Below are 24022 nucleotides of genomic sequence, written 5' to 3'. Positions count from 1 at the left end.
AGGGCGCCATCGACGCCGCTTGGGCCGCTCAAAACTGGGAGAACGGCGCCCTCGGATACCCCACCAGCAATGAAATCGGCGGCCTCACCAACGGAGGCGCCTACCAGACCTTCCAGCACGGTGTCATCCACTGGTCACCGGCCACCGGCGCCCACATCACCAAGGGCGCCATCGACGCCGCCTGGGCCGGACTTAATTGGGAGAACGGCATCCTCGGATACCCCACCAGCGATGAAATCACCGGGCTCAAGAGCGGTGGCGTCTACCAGAACTTCCAGTTCGGTGTCATCTACTGGTCTGCCGGTTCAGGGGCCCATTCCAACGCCGGCGCTATCCGCGCAGCCTACGCATCCCAGGGCTGGGAGAACGGCCGCCTGGGCTACCCGACGACCAATGAGTTCGCCTTCGGCGCCGGTGTGGCGCAGGACTACCAAGGCGGACGAATCACCTGGTCAGGCGCGGCTGGCACAGCTATCAGCTACCAGTAGGGCCGACTCAGCCGACCGTGGCGGACCGGACGCTGCGCCGGATGATGCCCAACTGCTCTAGCTGGACCGACATCCCTGCACCGTCCGGAGAATAGATCCAAGGGATCCCCGGAGTGGGTTGAGCCGCAGACTTCGACCGCCCGCCAGCGAGTACCGCTTCACTGGCGGAGAGTTGGCGGATCGCGATAGCCCTGACGTTCTGCGGATGGCGTTGGGCGAACTCTGCGTAGATGGCCTCGTCGTGCTGTCCGTCGTCGCCAACCAGCAGCCATTTGATGCCCGGGAACTCCGCCGCGAGACGTTCCAGAGAGGTCCGCTTGTGCTCCTGGCCGCTGCGGAACCAGCGGTCTGGGGTAGGACCCCAGTCGGTCAGGAGCTTGGGACCGGCGGGATACAAATTTCGGGACAGGAAGCGCGACAGCGTCGGAGCGACGTTCCAAGCGCCCGTCGACAGGTACACCACCGGGGCCGAGGGCACCGTCCTTACGATCCGCTCGTACAGCACAGCCATGCCCGGCGTCGGGGTCCTCGCGTGTTCGTCGAGTACGAACGTGTTCCAGGCAGCTAGGAATGGACGAGGCAGCGCCGTGACCATCACGGTGTCGTCGATGTCGGAGACGACGCCGAAGTCTGTGTCGTCCGCGATGATTTGCACCGGGGCTTCCACGATCCTGGACCCGCCGGATTCAATGGTGATTGTATGCCAGCCGGCGTCGAGGGCTACGGGGATACGCGCGTCGACGACGCCTCCGCGGTCGGCTTCGACATCATGGACAGTGCCTGCGATGGTCACGCGCACGGCAGCGTGTGCCACGGGCGCACTCGTGAAATTGCGCCAGCCGCGCATGCCATCCTTCAGCGGTTTGAGCGCACCTGCCCGAGGACCGCTCCCCGTGTCCCGCGGTTCACTGCGGACAATGCGCGCCAACACCCGGACCCAGAAAGTGGTGCCGTAACCGGTGTAAGGGATGACCGTCTCCACCCGACCGCGCCGGATCGCGAGACGCGTCTGGAACCTGAGCCAACCGTCGTCGAGCCTAAGGGCGAGGTGGCGGCGCGCGGCGCTCGGCGGCGTCGGGCTCCCGCCGTCAACGCTGTCGGACAGAGCGCGCGGCTTCATAGGGAGGGGACACATGCGTCCAGTCTGACATGGCAGAAGATGACCGGCGGCATCCGTTCTACAACCTCAAGAGCGGATCCGTGAGCAGCCGATCAAGTGTGCTCCGTCCGAGTGCGCTCATTGTGGGATTCGACTCGGCGTAGTACCAGACGAGCCCGATCGCTTGTCCGTAGGCCCAGGCGGCACCCCGCCTCCACTCCAGGTCCCCGATCCCGAGATTGGTGCGGAGGGTATCCCGTCTCCCGAAGTCGAGCATGTGCCACGCGGCAACGAGGTCGAGCGCGGGATCGGCAGGACCGAAGCCACCGGTGTCGAGGATGCCCGCGAGGCGACCGTCCCTGAGGATCACATTTCCGGGAATGAGATCCTTGTGGGACATCACATCGTCGCCCTGACGAGGCAGCGATCTCAGCGACGCCCAGACCCGGCGGAGCCGATCCACCGGCAAGAGTCCATCGCTCTGTTGCAGGCACTGCGCGATCCACCCATCGTGCGCGGTCAACTCCCCGCCGCGGCCTTCGCCGGAGAATGAGCGACCCATTCTGTCCGCCCGCCGAAGGCTCGCGATGAGCGCCGCAAGGTCCACCGCGAAGGATGTCGACGACGCGACCGAGGCCGGGGTCGCAATCTCGCCGTCTATCCACGTTTGGACAGACCAAGGTAACGGGTACTCTCCGCTTGGCTCACCAATCGCAACAGGCAAAGGGGACGGCACGGTGCTCACTGCGGCGAACTCGCGCATTGCAGAGCGTTCCGCGAGAAGGACTTCGCGGACTTCGCGAGCGTCACCGCCTTGTATTGGGAACCTGGCGGCGCACCCTGTTCCCACCCGGTACAGGAAATTGACCGTTCCGGCACTCTCGACTGCGGTTACTTCCGGTTCTGAGACGGAAGGAAACAGGCCCCGCACCAGGCGCACGGCTTCAGTCCGGCCTAGGCTGAGCTGGTTCTCATGCATGGTCACTCCCCAAGCCTACGCACGGGCCGTACCAGCCAGCCGGCAGGCTTGCTGGGCACGCCGCCGGTCTGCCGTCCGGACGATGTCTTTCTCCCGACGTGAATCCGCCGTAAAGTCCCCGGTAGGCTCCGTCTTGGGCCGTGAAACGAACACTTGGAGGCTTTTCCCATGTCCCGAATCATGCGGTTCGACCACGTCGGTGTCACCGTTCAGGACCTCGACCAGGTAACGGCGTTCTTCGTTGGACTCGGGCTCGAGGTCGAGGGCCGGACCTTCGTGGAGGGCGAATTCATCGACACGGTCATAGCGATCCCTGATTCCCGCACGGAGATCGTCATGTTGCGGACACCTGACGGAGGAACAGGGGTTGAGCTATCCAGCTTCGTCAGGCCGGACCCCGAGCCGGGATCGCCTGCCGCCATGGCCAACGAACTAGGGCTGCGCAGCCTGTCCTTCGAAGTCGACGATCTTCAGGCCCACGTCGACCGGCTTGCCGCCGAGGGATACGGGTTGGTCGGCGGTATCGGCCAGTACGAAGGAGCCTGGCGCATGGCGTACGTGCGAGGTCCAGAGGGAATCATCGTGTCCCTCGCTGAGCGGATGACCTAAGGCTCGACAGGGGCTGCATCACGCCGAGCAGGTTTTCGGTGCCCTCAACGGACTGCGAGCCCGGGATTCCGGGGTTTCGGAGGAGTCCGGGCGCCAAAAAGGTGCGTGGCGTGACGCAGTTCCAAGAATGAGGAACGAGAAAGACCCTCCAACCCAGCGTTTCCGCAGGTCAAAGGGCCTTCACTGTGGAGCTAAGGAGATTCGAACTCCTGACCTCTTCGATGCGAACGAAGCGCTCTACCAACTGAGCTATAGCCCCTAGTCAACCGTGCGTTGCCAGTGTCCCTAGGCTACAAACTATCTTCGCGCTTTGCCAACCAAGACTCGAACGTGTCTGTTCCCGTCCGCTGGCTTGGCACCAAATTCAGTCCGCTCCGAAGATATTTGCCCATCGCTCCTGGCAATGGCACCTCCACGATCCGCCCATGTCCGGTAGTTTTTCGCCAGATCTCAGCGAGTTCACGCATGGTCCGGATGTCCGGTCCGCCGATGGTTCGTGTCCGGTGCCGCTCTGTTGAAGGCTCCCCCACGGCTTCGGCAAGCAACTCGAACGCCACATCCGCCGGCGAAATCGTTTGAAAGCGTGCGCCTTTGAAGACCGGGATGAGGCGGACTTTCGCCCCGGCCTGGAAAACCGCCGTCACGAGGCTGTGGAACTGGGTGGCCCGCACAACAACCGTCTCAAGCGCCGAATTGGCGTAGACCCGTTCTTTGTCTGCTTTGGAGACGTAAAACGCCGCGTTGCTTTGGTCGCAGTTAATGATGGAGAGGAGAACCGCTTTACGGACACCGGCACCGGCGGCCGCGGCGAGCAGGTGCGCGCCGCCGTCGGCGAAATTCTTGCGGGCCTTCCCGATCTGCCCTTCCAAGCAATCGATCACGACGTCGGCCCCATGCAGGGCTTCCGGCAGCCCGGCGCCTGTGGTGACGTCAGCCTGAAAGTAGCGGGCGCCGTCGTGATGGACCGATGACGTGCCCGACGGCGGGCGGCGGCTCAGCACCGTCACGCCTAGTCCGGAGTCGAGCGCCAAACGGACGACTTCACGCCCCACCTGTCCGGTGCCACCTGCGACGCAGACAGTAGTCAAGGGAGGCTATGCCCGGCGGCGCTGCAAAACGTCGTCGAGGTTGCTGAGCGCGCTCTGAGGCTTGCCGTGCTGCGCCTGGACCGACGGGGCCGCGGACGGCGCGCTGGCCGGCTTCAACGTCGGCTTACCGAGGGGCTTGGGAGCTTCAGGCAAGTCGAGGGGTTCTGGTGCCGGCCGGGGTGCCTTGGCTGCGTCGACGTATGTTGGTTTGGGAACGTCCACCGGCTGCCATTCGGATTCCTTGGATTCCGCCGTAAACCGGACTGTGTTGTCGCCGGCGGCGACGGCAACGTTGAGGGCGGCCTGACGAAGTTCGACGGCGGTCAGGCGGGTCGCTTCTCGGGCATGGGCTTCGGCGTCGAAGATCTTGGTAGCCGGGCGGTCGGAGGTCGGACGACCGACGCGGGGACTCTCAACCGTGGGACCCATTGCATTGCGGAATGCCCTGTTCATCTTCGCCCTGCGGTCCCTGATGGCCAGCCGGCGAAGCAGGAAGACGGTACCGACCACGCCGACGATGGATACCAATGGCACCCAGCCCGAAACGAGGCCAAGAATGCGCAGCACGCCGGAAACGGCCGCCGTGAGTAACAGGAGGAGCCCGGCGAGAGCAAGGGCGCAGCGCCCGTATCTGACTTTGAAGACCGCCGCGTCCGATGCAGCATCACGCCGTTCGCCGACGCCAGCCGGTACCTCGGGCAATGCGGTTGCGGTGCTCTGCATGGTTTCCATTGCTTTCTCCTGCCGAGGGGTGATTGACAGAACCACCCCGGCTTGCAGTTCATGAGCGTCTTCGTCGATCACATCTGCTGGGATGTCACCGGCCACTTGGACGTGGTTGTGACGATTCCGCAGTATGTATGGCGCAACCCAAACAATCCACAGCGCGACAGCAATGACCAATATCACCGAGCTGCTGAGAGGGAAGTCCACAATCAAAACCGTAGAAGCAAATACGCGGAGGCTACCGCATTGCCCACGGTGTGTCGCCGGAGAGTCGGCAAATCAACGGATTTACCGACTCTCATACACCCCAGCGGACTAGTTGGCCCCGCGTCTCAGCCAAGCAGCCAGCAAACCCCCAGGGACCTCCTCCGAGGTCAATGCAAAGCTTCGATGGTCAGCCCATTCGCCGTTTATGTGAAGAAAGCGCTCACGGCGGCCTTCGTCACGGAATCCCAGCTTCTCAACGACCCGCAGGCTCGGCCCGTTCTCGGGCCTGATGTTGATCTCCATCCGGTGAAGGCCAAGGGACTCAAAGCAATGATCGGTCGCCATGGCAACCGCAGTGGGCGCTATTCCGCGACCGGCCCGGGCCTGGTCGACCCAATAGCCAAGGGTGGCAGTCATCGCCGATCCCCACATAATCGAGGAGACCGTCAGCTGCCCGACGATCCTGGGCTCCGGGAACCCGGGAATCCGCTCCGTGATCACAAACGGAAGGGCACTGGCTTGCCGAGCCTGCGCGTTAAGGGAAGCCACCATCTGCCGGTAGTTCGGCAGGCGACCGCCAAGGGCCGGGTTGGATGCTTCCCAAGGCGCCAGCCACTCACTATTGCGTGAGCGGACCTCGGTCCACTCCTTCTTGTCCCGGAAATGAATGGGACGCAACATGAGGTCGCCGCTCTCCAGCGTCACCGGCCAAATGGCCGACCCCCACACGGGCAGCTACTTGCTGAGGCCGGCGGTAAAGCCCGGCAGCCACTCACGCAAGCCAGGCCCGAGGTCTTCACTGTCGCACGCAAGCTGGACGCAAGCTTTGAGGTAGCTGAGCTTGTCCCCGGTATCGTACCGACGGCCGCGGAAGACGACTCCGTAGACGCCGCTACCTTCGCCGTCGCCCGCAGCGAGTACTTGAAGCGCGTCCGTCAGCTGGATCTCTCCCCCACGGCCCGGTTCGGTTTTCTCGAGAACGTCGAAAACCGAGGGGTGAAGCACGTAGCGGCCGATCACGGCCAAGTTGGACGGAGCTTCATCGACAGCAGGCTTTTCCACAAGTTGCTTGATGCGGACGTAGCCGTCCTCGCCGATATCTTCGATGTCCGCGCAACCGTAGGCGCTGATCTGGGAGGGCTCCACTTCGATGAGGGCCACAACGGAGCCACCGGTTTTGTGCTGGACCTCGATCATGTCGCTCAGGAGTGTGTCCCGGGCGTCGATAAGGTCGTCACCGAGAAGAACGGCAAAAGGTTCGTACCCGACGTGCTGCTTTGCACGCAACACCGCGTGTCCCAGCCCCTTGGGGTCACCCTGACGGACGTAGTGAATGTCGCCGAGGTTACTGGTAGCCTGCACCGCGTCCAGCTTGGTGGTGTCACCCTTGGCCTCGAGGGTCGCTTCCAAAGCCGGTACCCGGTCGAAGTGGTCCTCCAACGCACGTTTGTTGCGGCCTGTGATCATGAGGACGTCGTTGAGTCCCACGCTCACGGCTTCTTCGACGACATATTGGATGGCCGGCTTGTCGACTACCGGGAGCATCTCTTTGGGCATGGCTTTTGTAGCAGGCAGGAACCTGGTGCCGAGTCCGGCAACGGGGATAACGGCCTTGCGGACGGTGCAGTTGTTGGAAGTCACCGGACTAATCTAACGGAAGGAGCTGGACATTGGGCAAAAGGAACCTGTGCGGATAGAAGGGACTCCACTGTTTCTTCCCCGTCCTCAAGCCGCAAAGCAGCGTGAACTGGAGCAAAAATGACCTTGAAAGACGATATCCGCCGGGACCACCGCAAGCGCCGGCTGACATTGACCAGGCAACAGCGCGCTGACGCTGGAACGGGGATTGCCCTCGGTGGCCTCTCATGGGCGGATTCCGTTGCCCGGGGGAAACCGTCGACTTTTGCGGCCTATGTCGGAGTGGCCGCCGAGCCGCCGACAATGCCCTTGCTTGCGGCGCTCCACGCCGCCGGCCACAGGATCCTTCTTCCCGTCTGTGAACCGGAACGGCTTCTGAGCTGGGTCTATTGGACACCGGATACGGCCTTTGTCCGCTCAAAGTACGCACCGATTGACGAGCCGGTGGGCGAACGATTCGACAGCGACGTCATCGGGGATGCCACTGGAATCTTCCTCCCGGCCACCGCCGTCGATGAAGACGGAAACCGTATCGGCCAAGGGGGCGGTTACTACGATCGGCTCCTCGACAAGCTCGACGCCGACGGGCGGCGTCCGCCGACTGTCGCCGTCGTATATGACCACGAAGTGCTGGCCGCGGGGACGATCCCGGCCGAACCGTTCGACAAGCCCGTGGCGGAGGCACTTACCCCCTACCGGATCGTCCGGCTGGTTCCGGCCGGTTGATCGGGGCTTCCGACCTGTCTTCTCCGCCACATTTTGTGGTAGCGGCCCCCACTCCGGATGATAGAATTGGCACTCAGGCCCTAGGACTGCTAATGGACGGAACAACCCGCCTTGGCAGCACAGGACCTGTAGTTCGTCCCGGAGGAGGATCACCAGTGCCCACATATGCCTATGCCTGCAAAGACTGCGGACATGCCTTTGACATCGTTCAGTCGTTCACGGACAGCTCCCTGTCCGACTGCCCTGAATGCCAAGGGTCGTTGCGTAAGAAGTTCAACAGCGTGGGCGTCGTCTTCAAGGGATCGGGCTTCTACCGCACCGACTCCCGGGACTCCAAGGGAAGCACCGTTTCGGCCGCTCCCGCCGCACCAGCTGCGCCTCCGGCTCCAGCGTCGGTTCCGGCGGCTGCCGCGAGCTGATTGCGGTTTCCAGCTGCTCCCGGTTTTCCACATAGCTCAACGTTCCACATAGCTCAATAAAGCCCTGCCGCGGGCCTGCGTGCCCGGTTAGCGTGGCACCATGCCCGCAATCCCGAACGTACCCCCGGACCCCATGTCCGCCGGATCATTGTCGCTTCCGCGCGATAGACTCCTCGCACCGATCAACAAGGCCCGCACCCGCCGTCTTCAGGCTCTTCCCTTCAGGGCTGGCGGGCGCCGGGGCGCTACCGCGGGACCATCCAAACACCGCAGCTTCGGTAGCTGGTTAAACCGCAACCGCCGCCTCGTCGTGGCCCTCTTGCTATGCGTGGCCGCCGGGATCGCAGTCCATCAGCTGACTCCCGCTTCGGAGCGACGAGCCACGGTCCTGGCGGCCGCACGGGATCTTCCCGCTGGGTCCACTTTGACGGATACCGACCTCAAACCCCTCGATGTCCTTCCTGATGGAATTCCAGCCGGGGCACTCACCCCGAGAACCGGATACGGCGGAAAGCAGCTTGCCTCGCCGCTGCAGAAGGGGCAGATCCCCACGGACGCCCAACTCCTGGGACCGGGCCTGCTGACCGGGACCGCACCCGCGACGGCGGCCGTTCCACTTCGCATGGCCGATCCCGCTTCAATTCAGCTCATCTCGCCCGGCCAGTTGGTCAACGTTGTGCTCACCGCAGCAGATGGACTTGAAGAGCCTGGCAAGAAATCCGAACTCTTGGCATCGGCGGTCCCGGTTTTGTGGACATCCGCGCAAGGAGGCAAAGCGAACCACTGGTTGGGCACGAACGAGGCGGACGGCCTTGTGGTTGTCGCCGCCAGTCCACAACAGGCCGAAATCCTCGCCGGAGCTTCCACTCGCGGGAAACTGTTCTTTGTCCTCGTCAATCCCTCTGACAACCGGCCATGAAATATTCAGCCCCAGTGCGGGGGCCTTTGTTCCTTCAGCCAGGCGTCGTGGTCGTAGCCAGGCTCATCACCCCAGCGGCGCGGATCGTCCTCGGAGGCTTTCTTGGGCAGAATGCTTTCTCCCGCATGCTTCCGCTCGGGCGCGGGCTTCACTTTTGTTTTCTCCTGATCGTCCAACTCGATATCAGCGCCTACCGCATCGGCACTGGCGTCCGCAGGGTGCTTGGATTGAGTGCTTTTGCTTTCCGCCATTGCGCTTCCTTAGGGGATCGCCGGTCCCGAGCCAGGGCCTTCCGTACTGCCAGGTCCGGCCGCGGCCGACTCCGCCTGACTGTTCAGTTCCAATTGTTCAACATCAATGTCCAGGAATCCATCCTGGACGGCACCGTACGAGGGTGCTACCGGCTTCTCCAGTCCCAAGTAGGACCCGATGCGGTCAGCGCAGGACGAAGGATCAGTGAATACTTCAATGGTCCACAAGGACATGTAACGCCAGCCAAGTCGTTCCAGCAATTGGGGCCGCAGCCGGCTGCGCTCCCTGACGCTCATGCGGCGGTATCGTTCCGTGCCATCCGATTCAATGGCCACCGGGGTGGGCATTTCGGTGTCATCACGGCCTATGGTGTGCACGGGGTCGGCTGCCGCGGCAATGTCCAAGGCTCCGTCATAGTGGTGCCACACCCGGGCTCCACGGGCACGGAGTCGCTCACCCAGATCCGCCACCAACGGATCCTCACCGAGCGCTTGCTCGCTGGCAGCAGCCCTGGTGGCAGGTGTCCCCAGTTCCGAATTCCCGGACAGTTCACGGTCAAGGAGTTCATGGAAATCAACGGCGCCGTGAGCCAGCCGGTCCAGATCGAGGTCCTCCGGACGGAAGCAGCTCAGGACGTGCATCGATCTCCGGGAACGGGTCATTGCCAAGGCAAATTTGTTTCGCCCGCCTTCGACGGACAGGGGCCCGAAACTGTGCAGCGCCCGGCCGTGCGGAGTGCGCCCGAAGCCCAAGGAGAAGATGATGTGGTCGCGGACCAGTCCCTGTGCGCGCTCCAAATCCACCACGCGGAAAGACTCCGCACCGGCGTTGAAGAAACCCGACAAAAGCGGATAGTTAGGAAGCTGGAGCCTGATGGCTTCGCCGATCCTTGCCGCATGGCGAAGGCTTGCGGTGACCACGGCGAGCGAGGTCCGCGGCCGAAGGCTGGCATGTTGAAACACCAGGTCAACAACGCGGTTCACTTCGGCGGCGACCGATTCAACACCTTCGTGATCCGCCCCCGGCAAGCCGGTGCCATCCGGGATGTATTCAACTACTACCGAGCGGTCCAGCCCCGTCACGGATTGCCCGTCCGGCAGCCGACGCAGACCGCCGTTGTAGTAGTTCTTGCTCAACTGGAGTACCAGATCTTCGTCAACCGCCCGATACACCCAGTTCAACTGCCACGTGGGCAGGACCCGGGCCAAAGCACTGAATGCACTGTCCACTGTGTCCTGGCTTGCGGCACCGGCCATGGGTGGCTCCACCGCAACGCTGAAAGTGCGGGCATTGGCGATCTTCGCGTCGCCAAAGGCAACCACTTGCTGGGCTCGGGCGATGGCCGGCAGCACGGCCTGCAAGGATGTGCTCTCGGCGTCGAGAATCACCACCGCATCGAATTTCTGCTCTGCGGGCAAGAGGCTGGTCAGCAGGTACGGACTGATGGACCACACGGGAACCAAGCGGGAGACAAGGGCAGGCGCCTGGGCGCTGAGCGCCGAGAGGGTAACGCGGCCATCCTTGATCAGGTTCCGGAGGAGTTCCGATTGGCGGGGATGTTCAGCAATTCCAGCCCGCCACATTTCGGCGAGTTTCCACCGGAGACGGGCAGCTCCGCTGGCGATGTGCGCGTGGTCAGCCAGACGGTACTCCGCTTCGAGGCGGCGGAGGGAATCGCCGTCGGACATCGCGAGATAGTCGTCACCGCTGATCATCGCTTCCAGGGCAGACTGCCACCAGGCGAGGTCAAGTTCCGCGGCAACGGATTCGGCAGGCACTTCGCGTTCAGCCAGGTCAGCAAGAAGCTCGGCGAGTCCGTGCTCGCGCATATTCTCGACCAAAAGCGTGCGCTCCGGGAGCGTCTCAAGGGTTCCCGTGTCCGCCACAAGGCGCTCAAGACGGTCCATGAGATCTTCGTAACGGGTCGCGTGGAGGTCGCCGCCACCGGCCGTGTGTTTGAGGCAATCGCCCAGACGGCGCAGATCCCGGTCCAGTTCACGGTAGCTGGCGCCGAGGTCCGCAAGTCCGGACGGCACTGCCGGATGGCGCTGGCTGGTCGCGTACTGGGCCCACAGTGCCCGCTGTTCCTGAACGAGCGCCAAGGAGCTGTGCAGATCCGCAATGTGGACACCGGGGCGGACATATTCCTTCGCCACGCGACGCAAGCGGGAGCGCTGCATCGAGGGCATCTCGACTCCCCGCTCTCGGCGCCAAGCGGAGGTAGCGGTAGCCGAAATCAGATCGTGGACTGGCCGGTCAAAAATATCAGGGGTGAATTTGTCCAGGCTTTCCCGCACCGCCATCAGGAGCTCAAGCTGCGCGCCCCATTCGGCGAAGTTCGCCCCAAGCCGGATTTCGGAGTGCTCCGCAACCTGGTTCATCCGATCCCGCAGCCGGGGAAGTTGTTCGGCGGCACTACTGGCCAGTTGCTGGGCTTCCTCGGTCTCCTTGCGCGTGACCAGACGCGCGCCGTACCAGGGGCTAGACGTCGATGCACGGCTGAAGCTGCCAAGCTCGGCAGCGCGTCGCAATCGTTCAGCCAGCTCAGCCCGGTCTTTGATATTGTCCAGCACGCTGCGCTTCAAGCGGACCGTCGTGGCGGGGGCCGGGTGGATGGAGGTCAGTTCCGCGAGGGACTGCATTGCCTGGTAGGGAGAGCATCCCCAGCGCTGGCGCACGTTGTGCAAAGACGCGACATGGTCCATGAGCGCATGGCGGTGCTCGGTCAGGGTCTTGTGGAGATTCGCAAGTTGCGGTTCCAGCGACTTTTCGTTGCGGATGATCGCGCTGACCAGCTGGCCTTTGAGCTGCTGGGGCGTGGCACCGTTGCCCGGCCTGAACAGCATCGATTCAAGGCCCAGGGCTTCAAAATGAGCCGCCAGGCCGTTGAGGCTCGCCCGCCGGTCACCCACCACAAGCACCGATTTCCCCTCGTTGACGAGGGCACCGATCGCGTTGATGGCCGTCTGTGTCTGGCCACTGCCTGGCGGGGTGCTCACGACCAGCGAATCCCCTGCCCGGACGGCATCCACGACGTATTGCTGATCCGAGTCCGCATCCAGGAGGAGCGATTCTTCGGCGGGGTCGCGCTCGTCGAGGTTCGGGAACCGTCCGGATTTGATGGGTTCGGGTTCCACTTCGCCGCCGTTGGCGGCTTCAAACAGGGAGGCAACGACGCTGCTGTTCTCGTTGATCCAGGGGTCGTCCAAGTTCCCGGACAGATCCGCCAACGTCGTGATGAGGAGATTGGGGGTTACTTCCGCACCGTGGATCGGTTGCACCAGTGTGGCAAGACGGTCGAGGACCGGCAGGGGGTCAAGGCGCGCGGTGTTGTAGGCCATGCGGCTCACGGCGTTGACGTCAAAGACGATTCCATGGACGTTCTTCAAGTGCCGGACCAACGCCGGGTTGATGCCCGCTTGTTCGGTCAGTTGCAGCTCGTAGTCATCTTCGCCCGGCCGCGCCGTGAGTGAGATTGCGGCCAACATGACAGGGGCGGAGACTCGCTGGGGCTTTCCGCCGACAGCCGAGGTCCACACGACCGTGCCGCAGGACAGATAACCGGCGTCGATCCCCCGGTCGTTTCCCAATTCGAAGATCTTCGAGCGAAGGTTCCTGGCGGCACGCGCGGCAACAAGATACTGCTGGCGATCGCGGATCAGGGTGGAAAGCCGGGTCCGACGCCCGGCAAGGAGCTGTGCCAGGCCTGAAGGGTGGCCATTGCTGAGGTCTATCGACCCTTCCGGCGTCTTGACGAAGCGCAGCATGGTGTCCGCGCCAGTCACGGGCTTGAGCCCTGACAGCCATTTCCGGAGCTCTACAGAACCCTCTTCGTGGCTTTGACCTACTGACACCGCTGCCTTCTTTTCTGTTATAGCTCGAGACGACTTGGACCAAATCGGCATACTTTCGAGGGTAGCGGGAATCGACCGGCAGTCCGCACCGCAACACTGACGCAAAGGCAAATTAGCCCTGATTTCAGGGGAAATACAAAGTGACCGGCCCCTGAAACAGGGGCCGGTCACTCAGAATGCTATTCCCACTCGATGGTTCCCGGCGGCTTGCTGGTGACATCAAGTACGACGCGGTTGACCCCGTCAACCTCGTTGGTGATCCTGTTGGAGATCCTGGCGAGGAGGTCATACGGAAGCCTCGACCAGTCGGCAGTCATGGCGTCCTCGGAGGAAACAGGACGCAGCACGATCGGGTGTCCGTAGGTGCGGCCATCGCCCTGCACGCCAACGCTGCGGACGTCGGCCAGCAGTACGACAGGCATTTGCCAGACGTCGTTGTCGAGTCCAGCCGCTGTGAGTTCGGCCCGCGCGATGGCGTCCGCCTTGCGAAGGAGGTCGAGCCGTTCCTTGGTCACGTCGCCCACAATGCGGATGCCCAAGCCGGGTCCGGGGAACGGCTGGCGTCCGACGATTTCCTGCGGCAAGCCGAGCTGCGCGCCCACGGCGCGAACCTCGTCCTTGAACAGGGCGCGGAGCGGTTCAACGAGTTCGAACTGCAGGTCCTCGGGAAGGCCGCCCACGTTGTGGTGGCTCTTGATATTCGCGGCACCTTCGCCGCCGCCGGATTCGACGACGTCCGGGTACAGGGTGCCCTGAACAAGGAATTTGATGCTCTCGCCCTCGGACGCAGCCTCGGCGATAATGGCCCGCTCTGCTTCCTCGAACGCACGAATGAACTCGCGGCCGATGATCTTGCGCTTGGTCTCGGGATCGCTGACCCCGGCCAGGGCGGACAGGAATCGCTCCTGCTCGTTGGCGACATAGAGTTTGACGCCGGTTGCGGCGACGAAGTCGCGCTCGACCTGTTCGGCTTCGCCTTCGCGCAGCAAGCCGTGGTCCACGAATACACAAGTCAGTTGATCGCCCACGGCGCGCTGCACGAGCGCTGCGGCTACGGCCGAGTCGACGCCGCCGGAGAGGCCGCAGATGACTTTGGAGTCGCCGATCTGCCGGCGGATCCGGTCCACTTGCTCTTCGAGGATGTTGCCGGTGGTCCAGTTCGGCTTCAGTCCGGCTCCGTTGAACAGGAAGTTCTCCAGAACCTGCTGGCCGTGGACAGAGTGTTTTACCTCCGGGTGCCACTGCACGCCGTAAAGATGCTTCTCTTCGTTCGCAAAAGCAGCCACAGGTGCGCCCGCAGTGGTCGCCAGGACCTCGAAGCCGTCAGGAGCCTCGTGAACGGAGTCTCCGTGGCTCATCCAGGTGTTCTGGGAGTCCGGAACACCCGCAAGGATGGAGCGGGCTTCGCCAACGGTCGTGGCCTCGGTGGCGCCGTACTCCCGCAAACCGGTCTGTGCGACCTTGCCGCCGAGCGCGTTCGCCATCGCCTGGAAGCCGTAGCAAATACCGAAGACCGGGACGCCGGCCTCGAATAGGTCCGCGCCAACCCTCGGGGCACCCTCGGCATAAACGCTTGAAGGTCCGCCGGAGAGGATGATCGCTGCCGGGTTCTTGGCCAGAAGCTGCTCGGTGGTGAACGTGTGCGGAACAATTTCCGAGTACACATTCGCTTCACGGACGCGGCGGGCAATCAGCTGCGCGTACTGGGCACCGTAGTCAACAACCAGCACCGGCTTCTGGGAAGTCTGAGCTTCAGAACTGAAGGGTGCGGTGGGAGTAGTCACCGTAACAGCCTACTTTGCCGGGATGCCCCGGTGCACCTTGAAACCGGTCGTGAAGCGCGGAATCAGCTCCGAAAACAGTCCGACGTTAGCGATCTCACAATGTCGCCGGACCAGGCCCGTCAGTAGCGCTTGGACGCCTGCGGATTCGCGGCGAGCTCCATCTCTACCTCCGAGTGGAACTTCTTCTCCACGATGAAGGACATGAGAGGGACAACGCCGCCCAAGGCGAGCAGGATGAGCTTCGTGAACGGCCAGCGCATGAGCGACCACAAGCGGAAGTCCGAGATGAGGTACAGCACGTACATCCAGCCATGGACAATCAGCACGGCGATGGAGACGTTGACGCCGCCCAGGACCGCCTTGGACTCGGCGTCGGCGAATCCGAAACCGAAGGGCTGGCCGGTGATTGCGTTGGTCCCGCCGGCAAAGAGGTACACACCGAACACATAGCGTGCAACGAGCTCGGCGCACAGGAGCAGCAGCATGGTGCCGGTGAGGTAGGCCATGACTTTGTAGAACTTCAGGGCCGAGCGGATCTGGGCCGTCGTTCCACCGAAGCGGCGTTTCTTGGCCGCGCTTGGCTTCGCGGCGGATTCTCCGGACTGTTCGGGCTGGATGGCCGGTTTGGGCTCAATCATGGCTTTACCTGTTCTGGCTTGGTAATTGCTGGCAAATCGTCTGATGGGGATTCGTCGTCGGGCTCGTCCTCGTCTTCTTCGAGGGTGCGCCGGTAGTCATCGGCCACCATCCGCCACCAGATGTAGAGGGCGAATCCTGCAAAGACCACCCATTCCACGGAGTAGAAGAGGTTGAGCCAATTGATCTGTTGGTTGGGTGGTTGGGCCGGGATATTCAAGGGTTTCAGCTGCGCCGGAAGTGCGAGGGCCTTGCCCGCCGACACTTCGGACGTCGCGGCGACGAAGCCGGGATAGCTTGAGACTTCCCAAGTGTTGATGAGTTCGGCGACCGAAACCGCAGAGGCGCGACCCGCTCCGGCGTCGACGTTTGGCACCGGTGCCTCGGACGGCAGGAGCCGTCCGGTCAGTTCAATAGTGCCCGACGGCGGCGGCCCGGCTTGGGCGGGATCGGCTACCCAGCCGCGGGCCACGGGGATCCAGGTCTTCGCGGTTGCGCCGACGCCGTGGAGTGCAGGGGCGCCGTCGACCGCAAACGCGGTCACTACCCAGTACCCTTTTTGCCCGGCGAGCAGCCGGCCCTCCACAAGGACCTGCTTGGCGGGGTCGTAACTACCCTTGGCGCTGACCATTTGGTCTGACGCCGAACCCGGGAAGAACGTTCCGGGCTGCAATTCCCCGGTAAGCGGCTTGACTTGCTCAACAGCGGGGTCGTCAACCGGGACATCGCTCTGGGTGGATCTGCCGAACTGCCACTGGCTGAGCAGCACAAACACCCCGGAGAGCAGGAGCGCGAAGACGAGTCCTGCGATCCAGCGGGGCTTCAGAGCGGTTTTCAACACCCCTTAACCGTACTTCGCCAAGCTGTAGAACAGCTAAACGGGAGGGCCTGCCCCTCCTAGAGTGGGGCAGCAGGGTCCCTGCGTGGCGCGGAACGCGACACGAAAGGGCCTGCCCCTCCTAGAGTGGGGCAGCAGGGTCCCTGCGTGGCGCGGAACGCGACACGAAAGGGCCTGCCCCTCCTAGAGTGGGGCAGGGCAGGGTCCCTGCGTGGCGCGGAACGCGACACGAAAGGGCCTGCCCCAATCTCAGTGGTCGAAGAACACCAGGCTGGAGTTGATCAGTTCGGCGATGACTTCGGGGTCGTGGGCGCGCCTCAGGGATTCCCTGAATGATTCCTTGGAAAGGGAGCGGGCCAAGGTCGCGAGGACTTCCAAGTGGTCCGAGAATGAACTGGCGGGCGTAGCGATGAGCAGGACCAGCGTGGCCGGTCCGTCGCTGGCGCCGAAGTCCAATGAGTGACCGAACTTCGTGACACCGACGGCAATGGAGACCCGGGAAACAAACTCGCTGCGGGCATGCGGAAGGCCAATGCCGCCCGGCAGCCCTGTGGCAAGTTGGTGTTCGCGCGAGTTGACGACTTCGAGGAAGCCCTCAAGGTCCGTGATGCGCCCGGCGGCGTAGAGCCTTTCCGCGAGCTGCCCCGCGGCATCTGTTTTGTCGACCGCTTCCATCTCCAGGATGACGGTCTCCGGCGTTGTCAGTTCGGCATCATACGGGTCCAGTGGTTCCGCCAAGTCGTTTCCCTCCAGTGTGGCCAGCCAACCCGGGCCGCTCAGCGGAGGGGAACGATGTCATCGACACCCATGCGCGCAGCATCGGCCGATTCGTCGTCGGGCTGCTGTTGGCTAAGCCGTTCAGCTTCCACCCGGGCCAGGTAGTGCTTGATTTCGCTTTCCCGCTGCGCGTCGCTCCAGCCAAGAATTTCTCCCATCAGCTTAGCGACAACAGGGACAGCGGAAACACCTCTGTCCCACGACTCGATCGAGATACGGGTGCGTCGGGTCAGGACATCATGGACATGGCGGGCACCCTCATGGGTCGCGGCATAGACGACCTCCGCCGCCAAATAGTCGTCTGCCCCCGGCAGCGGCTCGGCCATGGCCGGGTTGTCCTTGATGATCGCCAGGACTTCCGGGGTCATGGAGCCATAGCGGTTGAGCAAATGTTCCACCCTTGCGACGTGGACCCCGGCCTCATCAGCGGTTCTCGCCCGCCGGTTCCATGCGGCTTTGAAGCCTTCAGCGCCCAGGAGCGGGATGGTGTCGGTGCAGCTCGCGGGTACGCGCTCGTCCATGGCCCGCGTCGCTTCGTCCACCGCGTCCTTCGCCATGACCCGGTACGTGGTGAACTTTCCGCCCGCAACGACCACCAGGCCTGGAACGGGGTGCGCCACCACGTGTTCGCGTGAAAGTTTGGCCGTGGAGTCGCTCTCCCCCGCCAGCAGCGGACGGAGGCCCGCGTACACGCCCTCAACATCCTCACGGGTCAGTGGACGCTTCAAGACACGATTGACATGTTCAAGAACGTAGTCGATGTCCTTCGTGGACGCGGCAGGATGCGCCTTATCGAGCTTCCAGTCGGTGTCCGTTGTGCCGATGATCCAGTGCCGCCCCCAGGGGATGACGAACAGCACCGACTTTTCGGTCCTCAGGATCAATCCCACCGTCGACTGGAAGCGGTCGCGCGGGACCACAAGGTGGATGCCTTTGGAGGCGCGCACCTTGAGCTGGCCGCGATCCGTCACCATGGCCTGGGTCTCGTCCGTCCAGACTCCCGTTGCATTGACCACTTGCTTGGCGCGGACTTCGATGACGCTGCCGTCTTCCTGGTTTTCCACCTTGGCGCCCACGACGCGTTCGCCCTCGCGCACGAACGACACCACGCGCATCCTGTTCACGGCATGCGCACCGTAATGCGCCGCAGTCCGGACGACATTGACCACCAGTCTGGCATCGTCAACCTGTGCATCGTAGTAGCGAATGGAGCCGACGAAGGCATCGTTCTTGAGGCTGGGTGCGGCCCTCAGTGTGCCGCGCCGGAAGAGGTGTTTGTGCATGGGCACACCGCGGCTGTGGCCGGAGGTGAGGCCAAGAGTGTCGTAGAGGAAAATCCCGGCACCAACGTAAGGCCGCTCCCAAAAACGCCGGGTGAGCGGGTACAGGAACGGAACCGGCCGGACGAGGTGCGGTGCGATCAGTTGGATCAGCAATCCGCGTTCCTGGAGGGCTTCCTGGACGAGCGCGAAGTCCAGCATCTCCAGGTATCGCAACCCGCCGTGAATCAGCTTCGAGGACCTTGACGACGTGCCCGAAGCCCAGTCCCGGGCCTCGACAATACCCACGGACAAGCCGCGGGTCACCGCGTCCAAAGCCGCACCGGCCCCGACCACGCCTCCCCCGACAATCAGGATGTCGAGTTCCTTGCCGGGTTCGGTGGTGCCCTTGAGAACTTCGATGGATCTGGCCCGCGCCTGCGGACTCAATGCACCCGTTGATGCATCAATCCTTTGCGAACCATCTGCAGCACTGCTCATTGGACGCCTCCCATCGCACAAACCCGTAGTTCCCCACACTACTTCTTGTCCAGCGGCTTGGGCAGGGTTTCGCGCGAGCGCTACAGCGGCCCGAGCGGGAGCTACCCGCCGGAGTAAGGCGAGACGACGACGTCGACCCGCTGGAACTCCTTCAGGTCCGAATAGCCCGTGGTCGCCATGGAACGGCGAAGCGCGCCAATCAGGTTGGAGGTGCCGTTGGTGTGGTGGCCCGGCCCGAAGAGCACTTCTTCGAGGGGACCCACGGTGCCGACATTGACCCTGTCGCCGCGGGGCAGCTCAAGGTGGTGGGCTTCCTGGCCCCAGTGCCAGCCCTTGCCCGGGGCTTCTTCTGCACGGGCCAAAGCGCTGCCGAGCATGACGGCGTCGGCGCCCATGGCGATGGCTTTGACGATGTCACCCGAAGAACCCATGCCGCCGTCGGCGATCACGTGCACGTACCGACCACCGGACTCATCCATGTAGTCGCGGCGGGCAGCAGCGACGTCGGAAATGGCGGAAGCCATCGGCGAATGGATACCGAGCGCACGGCGCGTAGTGGTCGTTGCGCCGCCGCCGAAGCCCACCAGGACGCCGGCCGCTCCGGTACGCATGAGGTGCAGGGCCGGGGTGTAGCCGGCGGCCCCGCCGACGATCACAGGGACGTCGAGCTCGTAGATGAACTGCTTGAGGTTCAGGGGCTCATGGTTCTTGGAGACGTGTTCGGCCGAGACGGTGGTGCCGCGAATGACGAAAATGTCTACGCCGGCGGCCACCACGGTCTTGTAGTGCTCCTGGGTGCGCTGCGGTGTCAGCGAGCCGGCCACCGTCACCCCCGAAGCTCGGATTTCCGCAAGCCTCGTGGTGATCAGTTCGGGCTGAATGGGCGCTTTGTAGAGCTCCTGCATGCGCCGGGTGACCGTCGGGCTGGCCGTTTCATCCGCAAGGGCAGAGATCTCGTCCAGCACGGACTGGGGATCCTCGTACCGAGTCCACAAGCCCTCAAGGTCCAGGACGCCCAGGCCGCCCAGCCGGCCAAGGGCGATGGCCGATTCAGGCGACATCGCGGAGTCCATGGGTGCGGCGATCACTGGCATCTCAAACTTGTAGGCATCAATCTGCCAGGAGACGGAAACGTCCTTGGGGTCGCGCGTCCGGCGGTTGGGGACGATCGCGATGTCATCCAGGGAGTAGGCACGACGCCCACGCTTGCCACGGCCAATCTCAATCTCGTAAGTCACTGCTCTAGGTTATCCCAGTGCGGCACGATGTACCGGCAGGGTGACGTACAGCGTGACGACGGGCGATGCCCCGTAAATAAGCGAGCCCGCCACCTCCATCTGGGAGGTGGCGGGCTCGCTTGAAACTGCCTGTGACAGGAATTACGCCTAGCGGGAACCGTAGTTCGGGGCCTCGACGGTCATCTGGATGTCGTGCGGGTGGGACTCCTTGAGCCCGGCCGCAGTGATGCGGACGAACTTACCGCGTGCTTTGAGTTCGGCGATGGTCGGAGCACCCGTGTAGAACATGGTCTGGCGCAGGCCGCCGACCAGCTGGTATGCCACCGAGGAGAGCGGCCCGCGATATGCGACGCGGCCTTCGATGCCTTCCGGGATGAGCTTGTCATCACCGGAAACATCCGCCTGGAAATAGCGGTCCTTCGAGTAGGACGTGTTCTTGCCACGGGACTGCATGGCACCCAGGGAACCCATGCCGCGGTAGCTCTTGAACTGCTTGCCGTTCACAAAGATCAGCTCACCGGGCGACTCGTCGCAGCCAGCCAGCAAAGAGCCGAGCATGACGGTGTCGGCACCGGCCACGAGGGCCTTGCCGATATCGCCCGAGTACTGCAGGCCGCCGTCGGCGATCAGCGGAACACCGGCAGGGATGGCGGCCTTCGAGGACTCGTAGATGGCCGTGATCTGGGGGACGCCCACACCGGCAACAACGCGGGTGGTGCAAATGGAGCCCGGGCCCACGCCCACCTTGATGCCATCGGCACCGGCGTCGATCAGTGCCTGGGCCCCTTCACGGGTGGCAGCCTGGCCACCGATGATGTCAACGTGCGCGGCAACTGGGTCGGACTTCAGGCGCGTGATCAGGTCCAGGACACCCTGCGAGTGGCCGTTGGCGGTGTCCACGAACAGTGCGTCGACACCGGCGTCGATCAGGGTCATGGCCCGTTCCCAGCCATCGCCGAAGAACCCGATGGCGGCGCCGACGCGGAGACGGCCTTCCTCGTCCTTTGTCGCGAGCGGGTACTGCTCCGCTTTGGTGAAGTCCTTGGTGGTGATAAGGCCCTTGAGGCGTCCCTGCTCGTCAACGAGGGGCAGTTTCTCGATCTTGTTGGTGGCCAGCTTGTGCGAGGCCTCTTCGCGGCTGATGCCTACGTGGCCCGTGATGAGCGGCATCTTGGTCATGACGTCGCTGACCAGCCGCAGCGGGAAGTCGGACTCCGGCACGAAGCGTGTGTCGCGGTTGGTGACAATACCCAGCAGCCGGCCATCGGGGTCGATGACAGGCAGGCCGGAAACCCGGTAACGCGAACACAATTCGTCCAGTTCCTGAAGGGTGGCTTCCGGGTGGATGGTCAGGGGGTTGGTGATCATCCCGGACTCGGAGCGCTTGACGCGGTCGACGTGGTCGGCCTGGTCTTCGATGGACAAGTTGCGGTGGATGACGCCAAGGCCGCCCTGCCGGGCCATAGCGATTGCCATACGGGACTCGGTGACGGTGTCCATGGCGGCCGACAGCAGCGGCGTCTGGACCGAAATTCGCTTGGAGATCCGGGAGGAAGTGTCAGCCTCGGAAGGAATGACGTTGGTGTGGCCCGGCAGCAGCAGGACGTCGTCGTAGGTCAGGCCAACAAAGCCAAAGGGATCGTGTTCGGGCTGGGTCATGAGTGCGCCTCTTACCTTGGTTCTTGGGGGTTGCTCTGGTAGGGGTTGCAGCTGATGACCAGCCCGTCATTACGGGACTGGCCTGTGCAGAAAGGTTCTGAATAAATAGTAGAACCTCGCCGCCGATCCCCATATTCCGCCAGGGCAATGTGAGCAACAGCACCCCGCACCAGCCGTCGAGCCGCTCGACAGCCTAGCTCGGGCCGGCTAGCTCCATCCGGTCGCGGCCAGCCACCGGTCCCTGAACATGGGCGCCATGCTCGCCACATAGGTCTTGGAGAGGTGGTTGTTGTCCAAGTAGACAAAGGTGTTACCTACAACGCCAGGGCATTCGCCGCCGTTACAAATCAGATCGGTCATGTCCAGTATGGACAAGCCGACGTACTTGCCTTGAAGTGATGCGAGTGGGTTTTGCGGCGCAAGCAGCTGGGCCTCGCCGGGATTGCAGTCGGGGCTGTGCTGTCCTTTGGTCACGACGCAGTCTGCCATGTTGAAGTCGAATCTCGGGTTGTCACGAACGGCAATGACGGATATGCCTTTGTCTGTGAGCATCTTCACGGTGTCTTCAAACCCGACGGTCAATTTTTCATCGGGTGACGATGGAACGGCTGCAGTTCCCACGAGGAACACGGCGCTCGGCGGGTGCTCGTCGATTTGCTGGTGAACGGCGTCATCAAAATCCTTGCACTCCGAGCTCAGCCCCGAGGTGTCCACCGTGAACGGACAGCCGCCGAGCAGCAGGTTGTACAGGCGCCATTGCTCTTGTTCTGCCAAAGGAGCCAATGCCGCCAACCACTGCTGCGCATGCGAGTCACCCAGCGCCAGGATGGTGCGGTCCGATCCAGCGGGTTGACTGTTTTGATTACACCCCGGCTGGAGGATGTTCGAGGCAGGCTTCAGATCCCCGCTGCAGTGGTCGGACAGGCCCGCCCAGTCCTGTGGCAATTTTTCCGGGGTAGGAAGGAGAGCTGCTTTCGGGCTGACTTCGTTAACATAGCCGGGCACCAAGGCAGCAGCGCCCGGGTTGTCCTTTTCCGCCTGGGCCATCGCAATTTTGGCGCTCACGTACTGCTGCACATTGAATGCGAGCAAAGGAACAACGGCAACAGCCAAGCAGGCGACCATCGCAATGGCGGCACGCCGCCGGTTCACTTCCGGCCATTTCCACTCCCGCAACGGCTTCTCCACGAACTTTGTGGTGAGGAAAGCCAAAACCAGGGCGGCCGCAATGATCACAGTCCCCGAGAGCCACCCGGCCTGGTCTTTGCCGGTCCAGATGAGAGAGATGACCAGCAGCGGCCAATGCCACAGATACAACGCGTAGGAGTTGTCGCCCAGGCGTACGAGAGGCTTGGAGCTCAGGATCCGGTCAACACCGAAACGGCTGCCCGTCTGGCCGGCAACAATAACGCAGGCCGCCGCCAGGGTGGGCCAGAGGGCCACGAAGCCAGGGAAAGCCGTCTGGACCTGGAGCACGATCCCACAGCTCAACATTGCCAGAATGCCCACCCAGCCCATCATCACGCGGACGGGCTTCGAGAACCTCAACGCCGGCAGGCTGAGGGCAACCAGCGTTCCTATGGCGAACTCCCACAGCCTGGCAAACGTGTCGAAATAGGCAGTCGTCTGGTCGGTTGCGGTCGCAATGACTGAATAGGTGAGCGAGACCGCGAAGAGCAGGCCAAATACGTACAACAATGCGACACGATACCGAAGGCGGTACTTTTTACAAGCCACGGCGACGAGCGCGAAAATAACCGGCCACAGGATGAAGACCTGGGCTTGGATCGATAGCGACCAGAAATGCTGGAGCGGACTCGCCTGGCTATGATCAGCGGCGTAGTAGTTGACTGCCTCCCGCTGAAGTAGCCAGTTCTGGACGTAGAAAAGCGATGCCCAGACCTGGTCAACCAAAGCCGCCCAACGGGTCTTGGGGAGCACCACGAAAATTGCGGCCAATGTACCCAGCAGAACGACCACAGTGGCCGGAAGCAGCCTGCGGAACAGGTGAAGCCAGTGCCTCAGCAGGTCCATGGGGCGGCCCTGCTCATAACGGCTTGTGAACTGCAGTGTCATCAAGAAAGCAGAGACCAAGAGGAAAACATCGACGCCGCCGGAAACGCGGCCGAACCACACGTGGTAGGACACCACCATGAGCACAGCAAGCGAGCGCAGGCCTTGAATTTCGGGGCGGAACTTTGACTTTCGGCTGGTGATACTGGAACGACTCTGCCCCTTGATAGAAGCTGCCGTTTGCACAGTTGACACCACAATGCCCCTCAATGACCTAGATCGAACCATAAATCTTACTGATTCGTAATGTTCA

21 protein-coding genes and 1 tRNA gene are annotated in these 24022 nt (G+C 63.0%); 5 read left to right on the top strand and 17 right to left on the bottom strand.

Features of this window, described 5'->3' with window-relative positions; genetic code table 11:
• Positions 1-488, top strand: a 488-nt coding sequence (locus tag AC4CS3_RS17055; protein ID WP_490784424.1) for an LGFP repeat-containing protein, incomplete at its 5' end; no start/stop codon positions are given.
• Positions 489-495: 7 nt separating this feature from the next.
• Here AC4CS3_RS17055 and AC4CS3_RS17050 read toward each other — a convergent pair.
• Together AC4CS3_RS17050 and AC4CS3_RS17045 are read right to left on the bottom strand one after the other, a co-directional pair.
• Positions 496-1623 carry an App1 family protein phosphatidate phosphatase gene (locus AC4CS3_RS17050; protein WP_490784423.1) on the bottom strand — a complete coding sequence of 376 codons (1128 nt, stop codon included), beginning with the start codon at positions 1621-1623 and terminating at the stop codon, positions 496-498.
• A 43-nt stretch (positions 1624-1666) separates the two neighbouring features.
• Positions 1667-2566 carry an aminoglycoside phosphotransferase family protein gene (locus AC4CS3_RS17045; protein WP_490784431.1) on the bottom strand — a complete coding sequence of 300 codons (900 nt, stop codon included), beginning with the start codon at positions 2564-2566 and terminating at the stop codon, positions 1667-1669.
• A gap of 168 nt (positions 2567-2734) precedes the next feature.
• Here AC4CS3_RS17045 and AC4CS3_RS17040 point away from each other — a divergent pair, with 168 nt between their 5' ends.
• Positions 2735-3175, top strand: a complete 441-nt coding sequence (locus AC4CS3_RS17040) for a VOC family protein (RefSeq protein ID WP_345449223.1) — start codon at positions 2735-2737, stop codon at positions 3173-3175.
• Between the two features lie 186 nt (positions 3176-3361).
• On the opposite strand, the gene AC4CS3_RS17035 is transcribed toward AC4CS3_RS17040, so the two are convergent.
• From AC4CS3_RS17035 to galU, 5 genes are all read right to left on the bottom strand, one after another.
• Positions 3362-3434: transfer RNA gene (locus AC4CS3_RS17035), tRNA-Ala, on the bottom strand.
• Between the two features lie 31 nt (positions 3435-3465).
• Positions 3466-4263, bottom strand: a complete 798-nt coding sequence (locus AC4CS3_RS17030) for an SDR family oxidoreductase (RefSeq protein ID WP_490784422.1) — start codon at positions 4261-4263, stop codon at positions 3466-3468.
• Positions 4264-4269: 6 nt separating this feature from the next.
• A complete protein-coding gene (locus AC4CS3_RS17025) occupies positions 4270-4995 on the bottom strand; it encodes a hypothetical protein (RefSeq protein WP_490784421.1) in 726 nt (241 codons plus the stop codon).
• A gap of 309 nt (positions 4996-5304) precedes the next feature.
• Positions 5305-5877, bottom strand: coding sequence for a GNAT family N-acetyltransferase (locus tag AC4CS3_RS17020; protein ID WP_490784430.1), 573 nt, complete (start codon positions 5875-5877; stop codon positions 5305-5307).
• Positions 5878-5931: 54 nt separating this feature from the next.
• On the bottom strand, positions 5932-6837 hold the full coding sequence (galU, locus tag AC4CS3_RS17015; RefSeq protein WP_490784420.1) for a UTP--glucose-1-phosphate uridylyltransferase GalU: 906 nt from the start codon (positions 6835-6837) through the stop codon (positions 5932-5934).
• 117 nt (positions 6838-6954) lie between these two features.
• On the opposite strand from galU, the gene AC4CS3_RS17010 reads away from it, so the two are divergent.
• The 3 genes from AC4CS3_RS17010 (at position 6955) to cpaB (ending at position 8898) form a co-directional block, all read left to right on the top strand.
• Positions 6955-7560 carry a 5-formyltetrahydrofolate cyclo-ligase gene (locus tag AC4CS3_RS17010; protein WP_490784419.1) on the top strand — a complete coding sequence of 202 codons (606 nt, stop codon included), beginning with the start codon at positions 6955-6957 and terminating at the stop codon, positions 7558-7560.
• 155 nt (positions 7561-7715) lie between these two features.
• Positions 7716-7979 (top strand): FmdB family zinc ribbon protein, encoded by a 264-nt coding sequence (locus AC4CS3_RS17005; protein ID WP_437771001.1) that lies wholly within the window; start codon positions 7716-7718, stop codon positions 7977-7979.
• A gap of 100 nt (positions 7980-8079) precedes the next feature.
• Positions 8080-8898 (top strand): Flp pilus assembly protein CpaB, encoded by an 819-nt coding sequence (gene cpaB, locus AC4CS3_RS17000; RefSeq protein WP_490784418.1) that lies wholly within the window; start codon positions 8080-8082, stop codon positions 8896-8898.
• Between the two features lie 5 nt (positions 8899-8903).
• Here cpaB and AC4CS3_RS16995 read toward each other — a convergent pair whose 3' ends face one another.
• From AC4CS3_RS16995 to AC4CS3_RS16950, 10 genes are all read right to left on the bottom strand, one after another.
• Positions 8904-9149: a hypothetical protein gene (locus AC4CS3_RS16995; protein ID WP_490784432.1), complete on the bottom strand. Its 246-nt coding sequence runs from the start codon at positions 9147-9149 to the stop codon at positions 8904-8906.
• 9 nt (positions 9150-9158) lie between these two features.
• A complete protein-coding gene (locus AC4CS3_RS16990) occupies positions 9159-13055 on the bottom strand; it encodes an AAA family ATPase (protein ID WP_490784417.1) in 3897 nt (1298 codons plus the stop codon).
• Positions 13056-13183: 128 nt separating this feature from the next.
• Positions 13184-14788 (bottom strand): glutamine-hydrolyzing GMP synthase, encoded by a 1605-nt coding sequence (gene guaA / locus AC4CS3_RS16985; RefSeq protein ID WP_437771005.1) that lies wholly within the window; start codon positions 14786-14788, stop codon positions 13184-13186.
• Between the two features lie 119 nt (positions 14789-14907).
• Positions 14908-15426, bottom strand: coding sequence for a DUF3817 domain-containing protein (locus AC4CS3_RS16980; protein ID WP_441411939.1), 519 nt, complete (start codon positions 15424-15426; stop codon positions 14908-14910).
• Entirely contained in the window at positions 15423-16265 is an 843-nt protein-coding gene (locus tag AC4CS3_RS16975) for an SURF1 family protein (protein WP_490784416.1), read from the bottom strand. The genes AC4CS3_RS16980 and AC4CS3_RS16975 overlap by 4 nt, the downstream gene beginning before the upstream one ends.
• Before the next feature lie 246 nt (positions 16266-16511).
• Positions 16512-17000, bottom strand: coding sequence for a PTS sugar transporter subunit IIA (locus tag AC4CS3_RS16970; RefSeq protein ID WP_236812181.1), 489 nt, complete (start codon positions 16998-17000; stop codon positions 16512-16514).
• Positions 17001-17038: 38 nt separating this feature from the next.
• Positions 17039-18799: a glycerol-3-phosphate dehydrogenase/oxidase gene (locus AC4CS3_RS16965; RefSeq protein WP_490784415.1), complete on the bottom strand. Its 1761-nt coding sequence runs from the start codon at positions 18797-18799 to the stop codon at positions 17039-17041.
• 101 nt (positions 18800-18900) lie between these two features.
• Positions 18901-20037, bottom strand: a complete 1137-nt coding sequence (locus AC4CS3_RS16960) for a GuaB3 family IMP dehydrogenase-related protein (protein ID WP_490784414.1) — start codon at positions 20035-20037, stop codon at positions 18901-18903.
• A gap of 147 nt (positions 20038-20184) precedes the next feature.
• On the bottom strand, positions 20185-21696 hold the full coding sequence (gene guaB, locus AC4CS3_RS16955) for an IMP dehydrogenase (RefSeq protein ID WP_236812187.1): 1512 nt from the start codon (positions 21694-21696) through the stop codon (positions 20185-20187).
• Between the two features lie 207 nt (positions 21697-21903).
• Positions 21904-23997, bottom strand: a complete 2094-nt coding sequence (locus AC4CS3_RS16950) for an acyltransferase family protein (protein ID WP_490784429.1) — start codon at positions 23995-23997, stop codon at positions 21904-21906.
• Positions 23998-24022: the final 25 nt, after the last annotated feature.

This window comes from Arthrobacter sp. SE2 (assembly GCF_058244265.1).
This window is presented reverse-complemented; position numbering and strand designations above follow the sequence as displayed.